The sequence below is a fragment of the Citrobacter sp. Cpo089 genome (genome assembly GCF_030332695.1).
Lineage (GTDB): Bacteria > Pseudomonadota > Gammaproteobacteria > Enterobacterales > Enterobacteriaceae > Citrobacter > Citrobacter portucalensis.
In genome coordinates this window covers 31,572-47,715 of the sequence record NZ_JAOWHJ010000070.1, presented here as the reverse complement: position 1 = coordinate 47,715, position 16,144 = coordinate 31,572, and the positions used below count along the sequence as shown (strand labels likewise).

Annotated in this window: 25 protein-coding genes and 2 pseudogenes; 22 read left to right on the top strand and 5 right to left on the bottom strand. The window is 52.2% G+C overall.

The annotated features are described in order from the left end of the window. Positions 1–315, top strand: a pseudogene (locus OGX92_RS18760) (IS1-like element IS1B family transposase); the annotation flags it as partial. On the opposite strand, the gene OGX92_RS18755 reads toward OGX92_RS18760, so the two are convergent. Together OGX92_RS18755 and OGX92_RS18750 are read right to left on the bottom strand one after the other, a co-directional pair. Further along, a complete protein-coding gene (locus tag OGX92_RS18755) occupies positions 250–762 on the bottom strand; it encodes a P-loop NTPase fold protein (protein ID WP_286586942.1) in 513 nt (170 codons plus the stop codon). The pseudogene OGX92_RS18760 and the gene OGX92_RS18755 sit on opposite strands and share 66 nt — an antisense overlap. Next, on the bottom strand, positions 763–1,326 hold the full coding sequence (locus OGX92_RS18750) for a phage repressor protein CI (protein WP_286586941.1): 564 nt from the start codon (positions 1,324–1,326) through the stop codon (positions 763–765). A 146-nt stretch (positions 1,327–1,472) separates the two neighbouring features. On the opposite strand from OGX92_RS18750, the gene OGX92_RS18745 reads away from it, so the two are divergent. The 4 genes and pseudogenes from OGX92_RS18745 to OGX92_RS18730 all read left to right on the top strand — a co-directional run bounded on the left by OGX92_RS18745 (position 1,473) and on the right by OGX92_RS18730 (position 2,647). Next, complete coding sequence (locus tag OGX92_RS18745; protein WP_286586940.1) at positions 1,473–1,676, top strand: regulator; 204 nt, start codon at positions 1,473–1,475, stop codon at positions 1,674–1,676. A 65-nt stretch (positions 1,677–1,741) separates the two neighbouring features. Then, positions 1,742–2,251 (top strand): phage regulatory CII family protein, encoded by a 510-nt coding sequence (locus OGX92_RS18740; RefSeq protein WP_286586939.1) that lies wholly within the window; start codon positions 1,742–1,744, stop codon positions 2,249–2,251. A 7-nt stretch (positions 2,252–2,258) separates the two neighbouring features. Beyond that, a pseudogene (locus OGX92_RS18735) lies at positions 2,259–2,426 on the top strand (phage filamentation protein Fil family protein); the annotation flags it as partial. Then, positions 2,423–2,647, top strand: coding sequence for a hypothetical protein (locus OGX92_RS18730; RefSeq protein WP_223232882.1), 225 nt, complete (start codon positions 2,423–2,425; stop codon positions 2,645–2,647). The pseudogene OGX92_RS18735 and the gene OGX92_RS18730, both read left to right, overlap by 4 nt. On the opposite strand, the gene OGX92_RS18725 is transcribed toward OGX92_RS18730, so the two are convergent. Next, a complete protein-coding gene (locus OGX92_RS18725) occupies positions 2,638–2,886 on the bottom strand; it encodes a hypothetical protein (protein WP_071697275.1) in 249 nt (82 codons plus the stop codon). The genes OGX92_RS18730 and OGX92_RS18725 overlap by 10 nt on opposite strands. Before the next feature lie 79 nt (positions 2,887–2,965). Between OGX92_RS18725 and OGX92_RS18720 the strand changes: the two genes are divergently transcribed. The 6 genes from OGX92_RS18720 to OGX92_RS18695 all read left to right on the top strand — a co-directional run bounded on the left by OGX92_RS18720 (position 2,966) and on the right by OGX92_RS18695 (position 7,697). Beyond that, the gene (locus OGX92_RS18720) at positions 2,966–3,307 is read left to right on the top strand and encodes a DUF5347 domain-containing protein (protein WP_088543993.1); all 342 of its coding nucleotides are present in this window, start codon (positions 2,966–2,968) and stop codon (positions 3,305–3,307) included. Positions 3,308–3,374: 67 nt separating this feature from the next. Next, on the top strand, positions 3,375–3,608 hold the full coding sequence (locus tag OGX92_RS18715) for a DUF2732 family protein (RefSeq protein ID WP_286586938.1): 234 nt from the start codon (positions 3,375–3,377) through the stop codon (positions 3,606–3,608). After that, entirely contained in the window at positions 3,608–3,835 is a 228-nt protein-coding gene (locus OGX92_RS18710) for a TraR/DksA family transcriptional regulator (protein ID WP_088543991.1), read from the top strand. Before OGX92_RS18715 ends, OGX92_RS18710 begins: the two co-directional genes overlap by 1 nt. 19 nt (positions 3,836–3,854) lie before the next feature. Continuing rightward, complete coding sequence (locus OGX92_RS18705) at positions 3,855–6,236, top strand: replication endonuclease (protein ID WP_286586937.1); 2,382 nt, start codon at positions 3,855–3,857, stop codon at positions 6,234–6,236. A gap of 404 nt (positions 6,237–6,640) precedes the next feature. Next, positions 6,641–7,408, top strand: coding sequence for a hypothetical protein (locus OGX92_RS18700; protein WP_286586945.1), 768 nt, complete (start codon positions 6,641–6,643; stop codon positions 7,406–7,408). Beyond that, on the top strand, positions 7,395–7,697 hold the full coding sequence (locus OGX92_RS18695; protein WP_286586936.1) for a hypothetical protein: 303 nt from the start codon (positions 7,395–7,397) through the stop codon (positions 7,695–7,697). The genes OGX92_RS18700 and OGX92_RS18695 overlap by 14 nt, the downstream gene beginning before the upstream one ends. A gap of 34 nt (positions 7,698–7,731) precedes the next feature. Here the strand turns inward: OGX92_RS18695 and OGX92_RS18690 are convergent, their stop codons facing one another. Both OGX92_RS18690 and OGX92_RS18685 read right to left on the bottom strand, forming a co-directional pair. Continuing rightward, positions 7,732–8,778, bottom strand: a complete 1,047-nt coding sequence (locus OGX92_RS18690) for a phage portal protein (RefSeq protein WP_286586944.1) — start codon at positions 8,776–8,778, stop codon at positions 7,732–7,734. Beyond that, positions 8,778–10,544 carry a terminase ATPase subunit family protein gene (locus OGX92_RS18685; protein WP_137366252.1) on the bottom strand — a complete coding sequence of 589 codons (1,767 nt, stop codon included), beginning with the start codon at positions 10,542–10,544 and terminating at the stop codon, positions 8,778–8,780. Before OGX92_RS18685 ends, OGX92_RS18690 begins: the two co-directional genes overlap by 1 nt. A gap of 142 nt (positions 10,545–10,686) precedes the next feature. Here OGX92_RS18685 and OGX92_RS18680 point away from each other — a divergent pair, with 142 nt between their 5' ends. From OGX92_RS18680 to OGX92_RS18630, 11 genes are all read left to right on the top strand, one after another. Then, positions 10,687–11,520: a GPO family capsid scaffolding protein gene (locus OGX92_RS18680; RefSeq protein ID WP_286586935.1), complete on the top strand. Its 834-nt coding sequence runs from the start codon at positions 10,687–10,689 to the stop codon at positions 11,518–11,520. Between the two features lie 16 nt (positions 11,521–11,536). After that, on the top strand, positions 11,537–12,601 hold the full coding sequence (locus tag OGX92_RS18675) for a phage major capsid protein, P2 family (RefSeq protein ID WP_286586934.1): 1,065 nt from the start codon (positions 11,537–11,539) through the stop codon (positions 12,599–12,601). A 3-nt stretch (positions 12,602–12,604) separates the two neighbouring features. Next, positions 12,605–13,255 carry a phage terminase small subunit gene (gpM, locus tag OGX92_RS18670; protein WP_200039185.1) on the top strand — a complete coding sequence of 217 codons (651 nt, stop codon included), beginning with the start codon at positions 12,605–12,607 and terminating at the stop codon, positions 13,253–13,255. A 93-nt stretch (positions 13,256–13,348) separates the two neighbouring features. Next, positions 13,349–13,813, top strand: coding sequence for a head completion/stabilization protein (locus OGX92_RS18665; protein ID WP_286586933.1), 465 nt, complete (start codon positions 13,349–13,351; stop codon positions 13,811–13,813). Then, positions 13,813–14,016: a tail protein X gene (locus tag OGX92_RS18660; protein ID WP_001397651.1), complete on the top strand. Its 204-nt coding sequence runs from the start codon at positions 13,813–13,815 to the stop codon at positions 14,014–14,016. The genes OGX92_RS18665 and OGX92_RS18660 overlap by 1 nt, the downstream gene beginning before the upstream one ends. Positions 14,017–14,020: 4 nt before the next feature. Next, positions 14,021–14,236 carry an HP1 family phage holin gene (locus OGX92_RS18655; RefSeq protein ID WP_001397650.1) on the top strand — a complete coding sequence of 72 codons (216 nt, stop codon included), beginning with the start codon at positions 14,021–14,023 and terminating at the stop codon, positions 14,234–14,236. Continuing rightward, the gene (locus tag OGX92_RS18650) at positions 14,217–14,732 is read left to right on the top strand and encodes a lysozyme (protein WP_286586932.1); all 516 of its coding nucleotides are present in this window, start codon (positions 14,217–14,219) and stop codon (positions 14,730–14,732) included. Before OGX92_RS18655 ends, OGX92_RS18650 begins: the two co-directional genes overlap by 20 nt. Further along, the gene (gene lysB / locus OGX92_RS18645; RefSeq protein ID WP_286586931.1) at positions 14,729–15,157 is read left to right on the top strand and encodes an Rz-like lysis system protein LysB; all 429 of its coding nucleotides are present in this window, start codon (positions 14,729–14,731) and stop codon (positions 15,155–15,157) included. Before OGX92_RS18650 ends, lysB begins: the two co-directional genes overlap by 4 nt. Continuing rightward, positions 15,042–15,290, top strand: coding sequence for an Rz1-like lysis system protein LysC (gene lysC / locus OGX92_RS18640; RefSeq protein WP_286586943.1), 249 nt, complete (start codon positions 15,042–15,044; stop codon positions 15,288–15,290). The genes lysB and lysC overlap by 116 nt, the downstream gene beginning before the upstream one ends. Further along, on the top strand, positions 15,253–15,684 hold the full coding sequence (locus OGX92_RS18635) for a phage tail protein (RefSeq protein ID WP_286586930.1): 432 nt from the start codon (positions 15,253–15,255) through the stop codon (positions 15,682–15,684). Before lysC ends, OGX92_RS18635 begins: the two co-directional genes overlap by 38 nt. Continuing rightward, on the top strand, positions 15,677–16,129 hold the full coding sequence (locus OGX92_RS18630) for a phage virion morphogenesis protein (protein ID WP_286586929.1): 453 nt from the start codon (positions 15,677–15,679) through the stop codon (positions 16,127–16,129). Before OGX92_RS18635 ends, OGX92_RS18630 begins: the two co-directional genes overlap by 8 nt. The last annotated feature ends 15 nt before the right edge of the window (positions 16,130–16,144 follow it).

Below are 16,144 nucleotides of genomic sequence, written 5' to 3'. Positions count from 1 at the left end.
GACAGGCTCCGGAAGACGGTTGTTGCGCACGTATTCGGTGAACGCACTATGGCGACGCTGGGGCGTCTTATGAGCCTGCTGTCACCCTTTGACGTGGTGATATGGATGACGGATGGCTGGCCGCTGTATGAATCCCGCCTGAAGGGAAAGCTGCACGTAATCAGCAAGCGATATACGCAGCGAATTGAGCGGCATAACCTGAATCTGAGGCAGCACCTGGCACGGCTGGGACGGAAGTCGCTGTCGTTCTCAAAATCGGTGGAGCTGCATGACAAAGTCATCGGGCATTATCTGAACATAAAACACTATCAATAAGTTGGAGTCATTACCAGAAAAGGAGTCAACCCCTGTGAACTTTTGTATTAATCCATCAATAATAACTGGCGCCGCTGTTTTTAGCAGCGGTCCGACATTCTCAATTGTCGAATTTATTAAAGCAGTAAAGCTATCAGATTGACCAGATAATTGATCTTTAATTCCACTAAATACTGTGAGTAATGGGTCTTCAGTAAAATCTTCTTTCCAAGCATCGATGTATATTGTGGGATGGCAGTGGGAAATTGTCTTGGCTAGTCGTTTAGTAAAATATGTTTTTCCAGCCCCCCATTCCGCATTAATGTTAACTACAAGATTGGATTTAGCGCCGCGTGCAGCACAGATTTCATAAAGATATTTTGCGTATTTTTTTCTGTCCAATGTATCTGCAGGTAATTTTTCACCAATAAATTCATCATCTTGGCCCCAATTCCACTCAATATCCATTTAAGCCTCACTGATTACGGTATGCACTTTAGCTATAGGTTTTATATCACTAATATCGCATTCAAATGAAAAACCATCCCCAGATACCATCGCTCTTTTGACTGGTATTAGATTGATTTTTTTAATACTCAGTTTTCCTTCTATATCCACTAACCATTGACCATCAGAAATGGTAGTGTCTTCTCGATCACAGATGTAAACATGTTGGTTAGTTTTTATTGCTAATGCAGATTTTATTTCATTGATAAGAAAGACAGGGTCAATCTTGTGCGTTCCAATTGCAATAGCCTCTCCATTTTTTAGTTCGCGAACTTCAACAGCTACCAAAGAGTTGACTGCTGTGGTTTTTGCTTCACCTTTCCCTGATACCAGCCAATCAATTGAAGTTCCAGTTTCTACAACGCATTGAAGCACCCAATCTGCGGGAAAAATGTCACGCATGTAGCGAGTTGCCATTGTGCTCTTTGAAACCCCTAAATGGTCGCATAGCGCTTGTCGGGTTGTGAACCCATACGCCTCAACTAAACGCTCAATCACTTTTTTTCCACCGCCATTGAAATCCAAGAGACCTCCAAAACAATCTTAAACACATTGACAGATTCCAAAAGCGATCTTAAAGTTGAACTCGAAGTGTTCTTTTGGAGCCTTCACAACTAATCACGATAAACAACGGCTCGCCACAAGCCGAACTAAAGAAGGAATGTTGCACCATGATCCATAACATTTCAATCACTCTGAACACACCACACGTCACAATTGAACGTTATAGCGAACTTACTGGCCTTCCAGTCGATACGATAAATGACATGTTGGCTGATGGTCGCCTTCCACGCCATCGTCTTCGTAAAGATAAAAAGCGAGAAAAGGTCATGATTAACATGGCTGCACTGACTGTAGATGCTCTTTCGGCCTAAGAAATGTTTACTTATCGTAGTTCTTTGTAAAGTTCGATTTTGCGATAAGTTCGGAGATGAAAACCATGTTTGATTATAAAGTTTCCAAACAAAGACATTTTGATGAAGCCTGCCGGACCTTCGCTTTGCGTCACAACATGTCGAAGCTGGCAGAACGCGCAGGTATGAATGTTCAGACTCTACGTAATAAGTTAAACCCTGAGCAACCACATCTGCTCACCGCACCAGATATATGGTTGCTGACCGATCTCACCGAAGACTCAACGCTGGTTGATGGTTTTCTGGCGCAGATCCATTGCCTGCCATGTGTTCCGGTAAACGAAGTTGCAAAAGAGAAATTACCGCATTACGTCATGAGCGCTACCGCAGAAATAGGTCGTGTTGCTGCCGGTACTGTCTCTGGTGATGTGAAAACTACCGCAGGCCGCCGCGATGTTATCAACAGCATCAACTCTGTTACGCGCCTGATGGCACTCACAGCTGTTTCATTACATGCGCGTTTGCAGGCAAATCCAGCGATGGCAAATGCGGTGGATACCGTGACTGGCCTCGGGGCTTCGTTCGGTCTGATCTGAGGTGATTATGCTGACGAATGAACCTTCATTTGCATCATTGTTAGTTAGACAAAGCCCGGCAATGCATTACGGCCACGGCTGGATTATGGGGAAGGGGGGCAAGCGCTGGCACCCGTGCCGTACTCAGAATGCGCTTCTGGATGAACTGTCTACAACCAAAAAGGGGAAATCATGGCGCAAGCTACAGAAGGTGTGTTTTACCAGTTCTTCCATAAGGGCGAAAAGTATTCAATTCATGAGGACGAGTTTGCAAGTTGTTATCCGTCTCTTTCGGGTGATGGTAGTTACTATTTTACGTTGCGAGATGGGACATTCTTTCGGGGGGAACGGGTTCAGGAAGTGATGCGGAAAAGCACATCACCTCTTGAACAGTATCGCCAACAAACTTATCGGTAACGCTCTATTAGCTCCTGAAGTTTGTAGGTGAATTCCTGACGTTTGAGTGAGCCTGGCGGCAATTTGTTTAATTCTTCACGAAGGATGTTTAAAAATGCTGACTGATTCGATGATTCTCCTCGTAGAACGCTGTGTAGTAAGCCAGACAGCAGGATTTGTTGCATCTCAACATCCTCTCGCAGTCGCGCAATTTCATTTTCAAGCTGCTCGATCCGTTCCTTCTCAACTAGGTTCAACATTGGTACATCCTCTGAGTTATCTCGTTACATCGGAAAATCATATCAGAGAAGGAGTAGCAAGTGATCTGTGGAGGAATTTATGGCTATTGAAGGCGCTGTGGTGACTGTCCCATTAAGCCCCGGTAAACGCCTGGACGGACTGAACCATATTGCGGAACTACGTGCAAAAGTGTTCGGCCTGAATATTGAGTCGGAGCTTGAAAGGTTCATTGAAGATATGCGCAACCAAAGGGACGTTAACAATAAACAAAATGTGAGGGCATTGGCAGCCATATTTTATATGGCAAAAATTCCGGCAGAACGTCATAGCGTCAATATTAGTGATCTGACTACTGACGAAAAGCGGGAACTGATTAAAGCAATGAATCATTTTCGTGCAGTGGTGAGCTTATTTCCAAAACGGCTAACCATGCCGAATTAATCCAAAACAGAAATTAATGGCGTAAACCCGCAGGGTTTCTTATGGCCCAAATTCAGGAGAAACAACTATGCGAAATATTGAAATCCGTATCACCAAATCCGGACCAGATGATGCTGGTCTTAACCAATTGCTGACTGATGCACGCATGGAAGAACGCCGGGCACGTGCCTCAGCAATGGCAGCCCGTCTTGATAGACTGGCTTGCCATATCACGTCACGCCAGCTTAACCACGTTGAAGCGGCAGAGCTGCTGCGTATTGCGGCTGAAAACATTCAGAACGAAGCGCAGGAGATCCACTGATGGCTGATTCAATGGACCTCGTGCAACAGCGCGTTGAAGAAGAACGTCAGCGCCATATCCAAACAGCTCGCAGCCGAAAGACTGGGGCTTCTTCTCTGGAGTGTGAGTGTTGCGGAATCGTCATCCCGGAACAGCGCCGTGCTGCAGTGCCGGGCTGTGATCTCTGCGTCACCTGTAAGGAAATAGCAGAGCTGAAAGGGATGCACTACACCCGAGGTGCTTTGTGAGCTTCGGAGTCTTCCAGTGATGTCTGAGCTACTAAAAGATAAAGGCGGTCCGATTGTGACCGCCGTGGCCTTTCCATGGAATACCCCAAAAAAAGCGGTTAACCCGTATTTGGACCCGGCGGAATTTGCGCCTGAGTCTGCGCTTTCAAACCTGATCACTCTGTACGCTGCAGATAACGAGCAGGAGCATCTACGCCGTGAGGCGCTGAGTGATGAGGTGTGGGAACGTTATTTCTTCAATGAATCCCGCGATCCTGTCCAGCGTGAAATAGAGCAGGATCGGCTGATTAGCCATGCCAGAATGGCCCGCGAGCAGCAGCGCGTTAATCCCGATTTGGTGATTATTGCCGATGTAAGCGCCATGCCTGCCCATATCAGCAAGCCTCTGTTAGAGCGGATTAAATACTTCAATAGCCTGGGCAGGGCTAAAGCTTATTCCCGTTATCTGCGCGAAACAATCAGGCCTTGTTTTGAGCGGCTGGAGCGAGTGCGTGACAGCCAGGTGTCTGCATCTTTCCGATTCATGGCGAGCCAGGACGGGCTGGAGGGATTGCTGGTACTTCCTGAAATGAATCAGGATCAGGTCAAGCGCCTTTCCACGCTGGTTGCGGCACATATGAGCATGTGTCTTGATGCGGCTTGCGGTGATCTGTTTGTCAGTGACGATGTTAAACCAGAAGAAATCCGCCAGGCATGGGAAAGGGTTGCTGCAGAAGCCATGCGCCTTGAGGTCATTCCGCCTGCCTTTGAGAAGTTGCGCCGCAAAAAGCGCCGTCGCAAGCCAGTGCCTTATGAACTGATCCCACCGTCGCTGGCGCGCATGCTGTGCGCGGACTGGTGGTATCGCAAATTGTGGCAGATGCGCTGCGAGTGGCGGGAGGAGCAGATGCGCGCCGTCTGCCTGGTCAACAAGAAAGCGTCCCCGTATGTCAGTTATGAAGCCGTGATACACAAACGCGAGCAGCGTCGCAAATCGTTGGAGTTCTTCCGCTCGCATGAACTGGTCAACGAAGATGGTGACACGCTGGATATGGAAGATGTGGTGAACGCCAGCAACAGCAACCCGGCGCACCGCCGTAATGAAATGATGGCCTGTGTTAAAGGGCTGGAGCTGATCGCGGAAATGCGTGGAGACTGCGCTGTGTTCTATACCATCACCTGCCCGTCACGTTTCCACGCAACCCTCAACAACGGCAGACCTAATCCGAAATGGACCAGCGCCACGGTCCGGCAGAGCAGTGACTATCTGGTTGATACATTCGCCGCTTTCCGCAAGTCCATGCACAAGGCCGGGCTGCGCTGGTACGGCGTCCGCGTTGCAGAGCCGCACCATGACGGCACCGTGCACTGGCATCTTCTGTGCTTTATGCGCAAAAAGGACCGTCGCCCCATCACTGCGCTGCTGCGTAAGTTTGCCATCCGTGAAGACCGCGAGGAGCTGGGCACCAATACCGGACCGCGCTTCAAGTCCGAGCTAATCAATCCGCGCAAGGGAACGCCGACCAGCTACATCGCCAAATACATCAGTAAGAACATCGACGGGCGTGGGCTGGCTAAAGAAATCAGCAAAGAAACCGGCAGATCACTGCGTGACAGCGCCGAGCATGTCAGCGCCTGGGCGTCGCTGCACCGTGTCCAGCAATTTCGTTTCTTTGGTATTCCGGGTCGTCAGGCATACCGCGAGCTGCGCTTGCTGGCAGGTCAGGCGGCGAGAGTGCAGGGCGAACGCAATGTGGGTGCGCCGGTACTTGATAATCCGCGTCTGGATGCGGTACTGGCAGCTGCAGATGCGGGTTGCTTTGCCACCTACATCATGAAGCAGGGTGGTGTACTGGTTCCCCGCAAACATCACCTTGTCCGCACGGCTTATGAGCTTAACGACGAACCGAGCGCCTACGGCGATCACGGTATCCGTATCTATGGCATCTGGTCCCCGATTGTAGAGGGCAAGATTTGCACGCACGCGATGAAGTGGAAAAAGGTTCGTAAGGCCGTTGACGTTCAGGAGGCGGCAGCCGACAAGGGCGCTTGCGCCCCTTGGACTCGTGGCAATAACTGTCCCCCTGTTGAAAATTTGAACCAATCAGGGGGCTATTTACCAGAAGCCAGTGGGCCGGAGTCGCTGCCGGATCTTCATAATCTGAGCGCGAAGGAACGGCGGGAGCTGACGGCGCGGCTGAGATTGGTAAAACCGAAGCGGCGGAAAGGGTACAAACAACAGATTAGCAATCATCAGCGCCAGCAGCTTGATGCTGAACTGAGGTCTAGGGGATTTGATGCGAGTGATACCGAGGTGGATCTGCTTCTGCGTGGCGGCAGTATCCCGTCCGGGGCCGGGCTGCGTTTGTTCTACCGAAATCAGCGCCTGCAGGAAGATGACAAATGGCGGCAGTGGTACTAAGAGGGCTGGAATGAGGCTATCTATTAATCAAAGGGTTAGCTGAGTAAAAAACTATTTCAGCTTTAAATACACATAGTGTACTGTATATATAAACAGTAATATTGGGAGGGAGTTGTGAACGATTTGTTCATGGAGTCACTTGCATTGCAACGGATAGAACTTATGGCCCGGCTTGTCGCCAACTCAGATTGTAGCGATGACGACAAGGAGGTGGCGATCTCCTGGCTGTCGGAGTTGACGAGTGATCTGGTTACCAGGCTAAATGAGTATGGAGTAAGGCAAGATGAAAGCACGCATTAGTGATTTTGCACCGTGGGAATCTCCCTCCCATATAGCATACGACGACTTGATAACGCAGTGCATGTCTATGGTGCATGGATTCGCATGATCCAAAAAGGATCGCAATGGGTCGGGGCCGCCAGAACTGGCGCGCTTTCCGGCCCGTCATGCACCTGCATGAAAACCACTACACAAAGCGGGCAGGCGTGGCGGGGATACGAGCGCGCGCTCGTTGTGATATCATTGATTTGTCTTATCTGGGAATGGCTGCTTTGTGGTGGATGAGTAAAATGATAAAAGACAAGCTTTGTGACAACAAGATTAGAGTTTTGTATGCAGCAATTTTCGTAATTGTAATGGTGTTAGCATGGTTTGGGCGCTCATTTATACTCAACGATACGTCTCGATTTAACCTGCTCGGTTACATGGGTACAGTAGTTACGATATTAGGCTTAATAATTACATTCTTAGAGGTTATGCATGGTGTAGTAGTTAGTAAGAGTCTGCATAAGCAAGCAAGTGAAATGCTTGGGCATTTTAAAGATAAAGAATTTGAATTGTTAATGAGTGAATTGGTTACTGTTCTTGATTATCTAATTTCTGATGTTGATGATAAAAGTTTTACGATAGCTTTAAGACAGTTGTCTTCTTTTTATAGAATACATAAACGTGTAAAATCCAACTATATTGAATATTATGGTGGAGATGATTCAGATGTTATAGATAAAATAAATAACATTGAAAAAAACATCTCTGCTTTGAGGTATACAAAACAATCAGCAATGATACCAAACAAAATAATGATTGATTTAAACGATGGGTTGATAGACGTTAAACGTTTTTTTGTTAGTAAACAGTCTGAATTAGGAGGCTCCAAAAATGCTGCCAGCTAATATTTATAACATGGTTAAAAAACTGATTGAAATGACCCGGTTAGGGCAGGTGACATGGAGTTTTGACTATTACAATGATAAAGTGTCTGCGTCATTACCTCACTTTTCAGTGAGCATACTTTCCCGCTTCGATAGTGATACTGGGACTTCATATCTGCATGTGGATTATTTGGATAATAACAATCGTCAATCTTATAGATTTTCTACAGATATGTATGAAACGCAATATGATACTGTCAGGGTGTTATATGATGAGGCTCAAGCTTCAAATTTAGACATAAAATTCTAAAGTAACGGAGACGATTTTATTCGTCTCCGCTCGATTATTTCCTTTTCGTATTTAAATTGTATTCATTGAATTTTATTATCTCCTCACCAATCCATGTATTTAACTCTTCCAATCTCTTTTGTAAGGGAATTAATTCGTTTCGTACAAATACATTTGCTGCCTTCTCCACATCCCCAAACCCGCCAACATTACTCGGCATAATCCCCATCATCTGCGGCGGAACGCGGTGCGCTGCCATCATGTCGTCCCGGCTCACGTTCTTAATGTTCAGAAACTCATCTTTTGCAGCCACCTCTGACAGCGGGATGATCTGGATACCATCCTTTTTGCCGTTGGGTGAGTACATAAACAGGTTGCGGAAGTTGCCCGGGCCTTTGGCGCTTTTCATTGCCTGGCGGATATTGTTCACGTCCTCCTGGTTCTGAGCCGCATCTGTCATGTACATGATGAACCCTGCATGGCTGCCGTTGATGTAATACTTGCGGCGGAACAGCGTGGCTGACTCGTTCAGTAGTGCAGAAGGGATGGCTGACAGGTATTCCGGCAGGCCGTAAATCTCCTGGTTCAAATCCGGCTCCATCAGGTGAAAGATGCTGCCCTTGGTGAACTCGTAGGGCTGCGTGGTCATGCCGTACTGCACAAACCAGTAAGTATCAAGATCTAGACCACGGCGGGTATATTTCGCCAGCGACGGCTCCAGCGACAGAATACCGCCAAGGCGGTTGGTGCGTTTCTCCAGATAGGCGTTACCGAACACAAGATAGTCCTGCACAAAGCGGCTGAACGCCTGCTGGCTCAGCAGCGGATGTGGGATAAATGTGCTGGTCAGGATATTACGTTTGACGGCAATCGGCGAGCTGTGGTGCACGGCGGCACGGTAGGTGCGGGCCAGCCCATCAAAACTGACTGGCGGTTCATACCAGCGGTCCATCTGTACGCATTCCACATAGTCCAGCAGTTCGCGGCGGTCCAGTACCGGGATCGGATCGCCAAAGCTGAACGCTTCGGCGTGAGTTGTATTCTTCTGCTGTTCGGCCTCCTGAACTTGCGCGGTGCTGGTCATGGCGTCGTTTTCACTCATCAAAAAATCTCCACAATATTGCTGGTATTGGCGGATTCGCCCTGCAGCGGTTCGTTAAACAGTGCGTGCATCGTTGCCCAGGCCAAATCTGCATGGCTGGCTTCTTCGCTGCGACTTGCTTCATAGGTGGGGCGGTTGCCGCTGGCGGTGGTGGCGCGGCGGATAGCCATAAAGGACTGCGCGATGTCTGTGTGTCCGGCGTCAAACTCCAGGCGGCGGTGGCTGATAATGTCGTACGCTTTGAGCACCAGGGCGTTTTTGACGTTGGGGTTGTAGACAAACTCCCGCACGGCAGGAAAGAAGGCTTTTACGTTCTCATAAACACCGTGCCCGACGCCGGTCGAGTCGATGCCGATATAGGTCACGTTGTACTGCTGAGTTAGTTTTTTGATAGCGTCCGCCTGGGCGCGGAAGTCCATCCCGCGCCACTGATGACGCTCCAGAATACGGAACTTCCCGCCCGGTACAGTGGGTGGTGCCATAACAACGCAGCCTGCGCTGTCGCCGTTCTGCGTACCTTTCGCCGGGTCGTAACCGATCCAGACTTCCCGCCAGCCAAACGGGCGCAGCGCCAGCGCCTGAAAATCGGTCCAGACTTCCCAGCTGTCCACCATGCACGCCTGCAGCTCGCTGAGCGGGAATACTGACGCCAGATCGTCAATAAATTCGCACATAAGCAGGTTCTGGTATTCGTCCGGGCTGTACTCCATGCGCAGCTGGTCGAGGTCGAACAGGTTACAGCCGCCGCGCACCGCATCCTCCACGGTGACGATCTGGCGGTACTGCCCGTCAGGGCAGAGCAGGCCGCGCGCAAGGTTGCTGTGGGTCAGGTCAATATCCACTTTGTCCGCTTTGGCACGGCCCCGGTTAAACAGAGCACCGGACCAGAACGGATACGCGCTGTGGGTCAGGCTGGACGGCGTGGAAAAGTAGGTTTGTCGCCATTTCTTGTGAATGGCCATCCCGGAGGCAACCTTGCGCAGTTCCTGGAATTTCGGTATCCAGAAATATTCATCCAGATACAGGTTGCCGTGGTAGCTCTGCGCCGTTCGGGCGTTGGTGCCGAGAAAGTACAAGGCTGCACCATTGGGCAACACCATGGGATCGCCTTTCAGCTCCACCTCAACTTCTTTGGCAAAGTCGATGATGTACTGCTTAAAGACGTGCGCCTGAGCCTTACTGGCAGAAAGGAAAATCTGGTTGCGTCCGGTCAGCAGGGCGTCAATCAATGCTTCACGGGCAAAATAAAACGTGGCGCCAATCTGGCGCGACTTGAGCAGATTGCGGATACGGTTTGTTTTCCCGGCTTCAAACCAGTGACGCTGATAGTCGAACATAGAGGCGTGGAAGACTTCTTCCAGCTTTTCAATCTGCTCGTCGGTGAAAACGTTTTTTTCCGGCTGCCTGCGCGGGCCTTTGTTACGGTTGGCTACTTTCGGGTTTAAATCAGCTTCGTTCCCGCCATCGTTAAATTTGCCGATCCGGGCGTGGCGCTCTGACTGGCGCGCCAGCAGGTCAATTTCCTTGAAGTCTTTCCCTTCTTTCTGCTCCTTCATGATGAGCTGGCAGTAACGTGCGGCGGTGGTGAGCTGCATCTGATCCAGCGGCCCATAGTCACCCCACTTGTCGCGTTTTTTCCAGCTGTGAACGGTTGCAACTTTTTCGCCCAGCATTTCAGCAATGCGGGCTACGCGGTATCCCTGAAAGTACAGCAGCATGGCCTGCCGACGGGGATCGAGGTCTGCGGGGGTCAGTGTCGTGTTCATGGCCCAAACATACGGCCTTGGATGGCGGCTTTCCCCGGCTGCGGTTTGTGTGGTTTACCGTACAAATACAGCGCGTTGTCTCACTCCCCCCATCACCGCAAACATAAGGCTCCAGTAAGTTATTTCTAACGGAGCACGGCTCATGACAGTGAAAGCAAAGCGTTTCCGCATCGGGGTGGAAGGTGCCACCACTGACGGGCGCGAGATCCAGCGTGAATGGCTGATACAGATGGCTGCCAGCTACAACCCGACGGTCTATACCGCGCTGATTAACCTTGAGCACATCAAGTCTTATCTGCCGGAGAGCACGTTTAACCGCTATGGCAGGGTGACGGGGCTGGTTGCAGAAGAAATCCAGGACGGCCCGCTGGCGGGCAAGATGGCACTTTATGCCGATATCGAACCCACTGACGCCCTGGTGGAACTGGTGAAAAAAGGCCAGAAGCTTTTCACCTCCATGGAGGTCAGCACGAAGTTTGCCGACACCGGTAAAGCCTATCTTGTGGGGCTGGGTGCGACAGACGATCCTGCGAGCCTTGGCACCGAAATGCTGGCTTTCAGCGCCAGCGCCGCACATAACCCGCTGGCAAACCGTAAGCAGAACCCTGAAAACTTGTTTTCGGAAGCGGTTGAAACGCTGATCGAACTGGAAGAAGCCCAGGACGAAAAGCCGTCCCTCTTTGCCCGCGTCACCGCGCTGTTCACCAAAAAAGAGCAGACCGACGATGCGCGTTTCTCAGACGTGCATAAAGCCGTGGAACTTGTCGCCACCGAGCAGCAGAACCTGAGCGAGCGCATTGATAAATCCCTGGCTGAAAACGGTGAACGCCTCTCTGCGCTGGAGTCCTCCCTGCAGGAACAGCAGGCCGCCTTTGCCGAGTTACAGCAGCAGCTGAGCCGTGAAGACAGCCGCAAGGATTACCGCCAGCGCGCGCCGGGCGGTGACGCACCGGCAGGCACCCTGACCAATTGCTGATGGAGCATAAAACCCGATGAAAAAGAAAACCCGCTTTGCCTTTAACGCTTACCTGCAGCAGCTGGCGCGCCTGAACGGTGTGGAGGTTGAAGAACTGTCCAGCAAATTCACCGTGGAGCCGTCCGTGCAGCAGACGCTGGAAGACCAGATCCAGCAGTCCGCCGCTTTCCTGACGCTGATTAACATCACGCCGGTCACTGAGCAGTCAGGGCAGTTGCTGGGGCTGGGCGTTGGCAGCACCATTGCCGGAACCACCGATACCACCACCAAAGAGCGCGAGCCTACCGATCCGACACTGATGGAAGACGTGGAATACAAATGCGAACAGACCAACTTTGATACGGTGCTGACCTACGCAAAACTGGACCTGTGGGCCAAGTTCCAGGACTTCCAGGTGCGTATTCGCAACGCCATCGTCAAGCGTCAGGCGCTGGACCGCATCATGATCGGCTTTAACGGCGTGAAGCGCACCAAAACCTCCAACCGTGCTGAAAACCCGCTGCTGCAGGACGTCAATAAAGGCTGGCTGCAGAAAATCCGCGAAGACGCGCCGGATCACGTCATGGGCAGCAAAACCGCAGAAGACGGCACCACTACTGCAGAACCGGTAAAAGTAGGTCCGGGTGGTAAGTATGTAAATCTTGACGCGGTGGTGATGGATACCGTCAACGAGCTGATCGATGTCGAGTATCAGGATGATGACGAGCTGGTTGTTGTCTGCGGACGTGAACTGCTGTCTGACAAGTATTTCCCGCTGGTCAACAAAGAGCAGGAAAACAGCGAGAAAATCGCCGCTGATCTGATCATCAGCCAGAAACGCATGGGCGGCCTGCAGGCTGTGCGCGCGCCTTTCTTCCCGGCAAATGCCCTGTTGATCACCCGTCTGGATAACCTGTCCATCTACTGGCAGGAAGACACCCGCCGCCGTTCAGTTATCGACAACCCGAAACGCGACCGGATTGAAAACTTTGAATCCGTCAACGAGGCGTATGTGGTCGAGGACTATCGCTGCGCGGCGCTGGTAGAAAACATCGAAATCGGTGATTTCAGCGCGCCTGCCGCACCGGAAAGTGGGGAATAACGCATGAGCCTGAGTCCCGCACGGCAGCACCGCCTGCGCATTCAGGCTGAACAGGCCGCCCGTGAGGGCGGCAGTGTTCGCCATGCGTCGGGTTATGACCTGATGCTGCTGCAGCTGGCAGAAGACCGCCGCCGCCTCAAGGGCGTCCAGTCCACGGTGAAAAAGGCGGAAATCAAGGTGGAACTGCTGCCGAAATATTCCGCCTGGGCGGAGGGCGTGCTGGCTGCCGGAGGTGCGCAGCAGGATGACGTGCTGATGTACGTGATGCTGTGGCGTATCGACGCCGGTGATTATGCCGGTGCGCTGGAAATCGGGCGCCATGCGCTGCGCCATGGCTGGGTGATGCCGCTGGGCAACCGTAACGTGCAGACCGTGCTGGCAGAAGAAATGGCAGACGCGGCGCAAAGCGCTCTGCTTGCCGCTGCCGGTTTTGATGCCGATCTGCTTCTGCAGACGCTGGACCTGACCACCGATCTGGATATGCCGGACCAGTCGCGGGCGCGCCTGCATAAAGCCATCGGCGCTGTACTGAGCGAAAGCAACCCGACGTCTGCCCTGAATCACCTTACCCATGCGCTGCAGCTTGATCCCCGCTGCGGTGTGAAAAAAGAAAAGCAGCAGCTGGAGCGCAGATTGCGCAATGACAGCCGCTAACGAACGTGCCCCGCGCACGGGCGGCACGGGATGGCGAAAGGCACTGCCACATCAAAATTCCGTCCACCGCCCACTTATTCAGGAGAAAGCCGCATGAAGTTTGTTGCGCCCGAACAGGCACCGGAACAGGCGGAGGTCATCAAAAATACGCCGTTCTGGCCTGATGTGGACCTGTCGGAATTTCGCAGTGTGATGCGCACTGACGGCACGGTGACGCAGCCGCGTTTAAAGCAGGTCGTGCTGACGGCAATTTCTGAGGTTAACGCTGAGTTGTTCGACTTCCGCAACCGTCAGCAGATGCTGGGCTGGCGGACACTTGCTGAGGTTCCCGCAGAAATGCTGGACGGCAAAAGCGAGCGTATCCGGCATTACCACAACGCCGTTTTTTGCTGGGCGCGCGCTGTGCTCAATGAGCGTTATCAGGACTATGACGCCACGGCGTCAGGCGTGAAGCGAGGGGAGGAGCTGGCGGAGGCCTGCGGTGATCTGTGGCGTGATGCCCGCTGGGCCATCAGCCGGGTGCAGGATGCGCCGCACTGTACGGTGGAGCTTATCTGATGAAAGTGCGTGCGCATCAGTATGACACGGTGGACGCGCTTTGCTGGCGTCATTACGGGCGCACGCAGGGGGTCACTGAGCAGGTTCTGAAGGCAAATCCCGGGCTGGCAGAGTACGGCCCATTTTTACCGCACGGGCTGCAGGTGGAACTGCCAGACATTACGGCGTCAACCACGGCGCAGACCGTCCAGCTATGGGACTGAATTTATGACGCTTGAACGAATCAGCGCCTTTATCACTTACTGCATCGCCGTACTGCTGGCATGGCTGGGCGATCTGTCGCTCAAGGATGCATCAACGGTTGGCGGCGTGCTGATTGGTGTGCTGATGCTGGCTATCAACTGGTACTACAAACACCAGTCTTTCAGGTTGCTGCGCGATGGCAAAATTTCACGGGGGGAATATGAATCCTTCAATCGTTAAGCGCTGTCTTGTCGGGGTTGTGCTGGCTATCGCCGCCACGCTGCCAGGTTTCCAGTCGCTCAAAACCTCCGTTGAAGGGCTGAAACTGATTGCCGATTACGAGGGATGTCGTCTGCAGCCGTATCAGTGCAGCGCAGGTGTCTGGACTGACGGGATCGGAAATACATCCGGGGTGGTGCCCGGGAAAACTATCACGGAACGGCAGGCGGCGCAGGGGTTAATAAACAATGTACTACTGACTGAAAAAAGGCTGGATGCCTGCCTGACGGTTAAGCCCCCGCAGCATGTCTACGATGCGCTGGTGAGTATTGGTTTCAATGTGGGGACCGGCGCGATCTGCAGGTCAACCATGGTGTCATATATCAATCGCCAGCAGTGGTGGCAGGCATGCAACCAGCTACCGCGCTGGATTTATGTTAACGGTGTGAAAAATAAAGGTCTGGAGAACCGCCGCACGCGGGAACTGGCCTGGTGCTTAAAAGGAACTGGGGCATGACGCGCTTGTTGGCGGTCGTGCTGGCGCTGGCTATTGCGGCGCTGGGCTGGCAGTCGTGGCGGCTTAACAATGCCAGTCACACCATCGAGACGCAGGGACGTGAGCTGGAAACGAAAGGGCAGGAGCTGGCGAAGAAGAACAGTCAGTTGATCGGCCTGTCCATTCTGACTGAAACCAACAGCCGGGAGCAGACGCGGCTTTATGCGGCAGCGGAACAGACTACCGCACTGCTGCGAAGCCGCCAGCGCCGGATCGAGGAACTGAAACGTGAAAACGAGGATTTACGCCGCTGGGCTGACGCTCCTTTGCCTGCTGACATTATCAGGCTGCGCGAACGTCCGGCCCTTGCCGGAGGTGCAGCTTACCGTGAATGGCTGTCCCAGAGTGACGCAGTGCCGCCTGGAAAGGTCAGCGCCGCGCAGTAACGATGATCTGAATGCTGCGCTGGATGAAACAGAGGCCGCCTGGGCGGTTTGTGCTGACAAAGTCGACACGATAGTTGCGTGTCAGGAGCGAAACAGTGAACAAACCGCAGTCCCTGCGCAGCGCCCTGAATAAAGCGGTAACGTATGTCCGCAATAACCCGGATAAGCTGCACCTTTTCGTTGATAACGGCTCACTGGTGGCAACTGGTGCCAGCTCTATGTCATGGGAATACCGCTACACCCTGAACGTGGTGATCGAGGATTTCAGCGGCGACCAGAATCTGCTGATAGCTCCCGTGTTGCTATGGCTCAGAAAAAACCAGCCGGACGCCATCAACAATCCGGAGCTGCGCGAAAAACTGTTCACCTTTGAAGTGGATATTCTGCGCAATGATGTATGCGATATCAGTCTGAACCTGCAACTGACGGAGCGCGTGCTGGTCAGCACTAACGGCAGCGTATCAAGCGTTGAAGCGGTGCCGGAGCCGGACGAATCCGAAGAAATGTGGACGGTGAAACGTGGATGAACTGCAGAGGGTGGATGACTGGCTGACGGCGCTACTGGCAAATCTGGAGCCTGCCGCTCGCAGCCGTATGATGCGGCAACTGGCGCAACAGCTGCGCCGGACGCAGCAGCAGAACATCAGGCTGCAGCGTAATCCTGACGGCAGCGGCTATGAGCCGCGTCGGGTGACTGCCCGCAACAAGAAGGGACGCATCAAACGCCAGATGTTTTCGAAGCTGCGAACGGCGAAATACCTGAAAACTGCCGCCAGCGCGGACTCAGCCAGCGTGCAGTTTACAGGGAAGGTACAGCGGATTGCTCGAATTCACCATTACGGCCTGCGTGATCGCGTCAGTCGTGAGGGGAAGGTATTTAACTACCCAGCTCGACATTTACTCGGATTTAATAGCGATATTAAAGAAAGCATTGTTGATTATTTATTGTGGAGATTATTTTTAATTAAATAGTTGTAGCATGTAAAT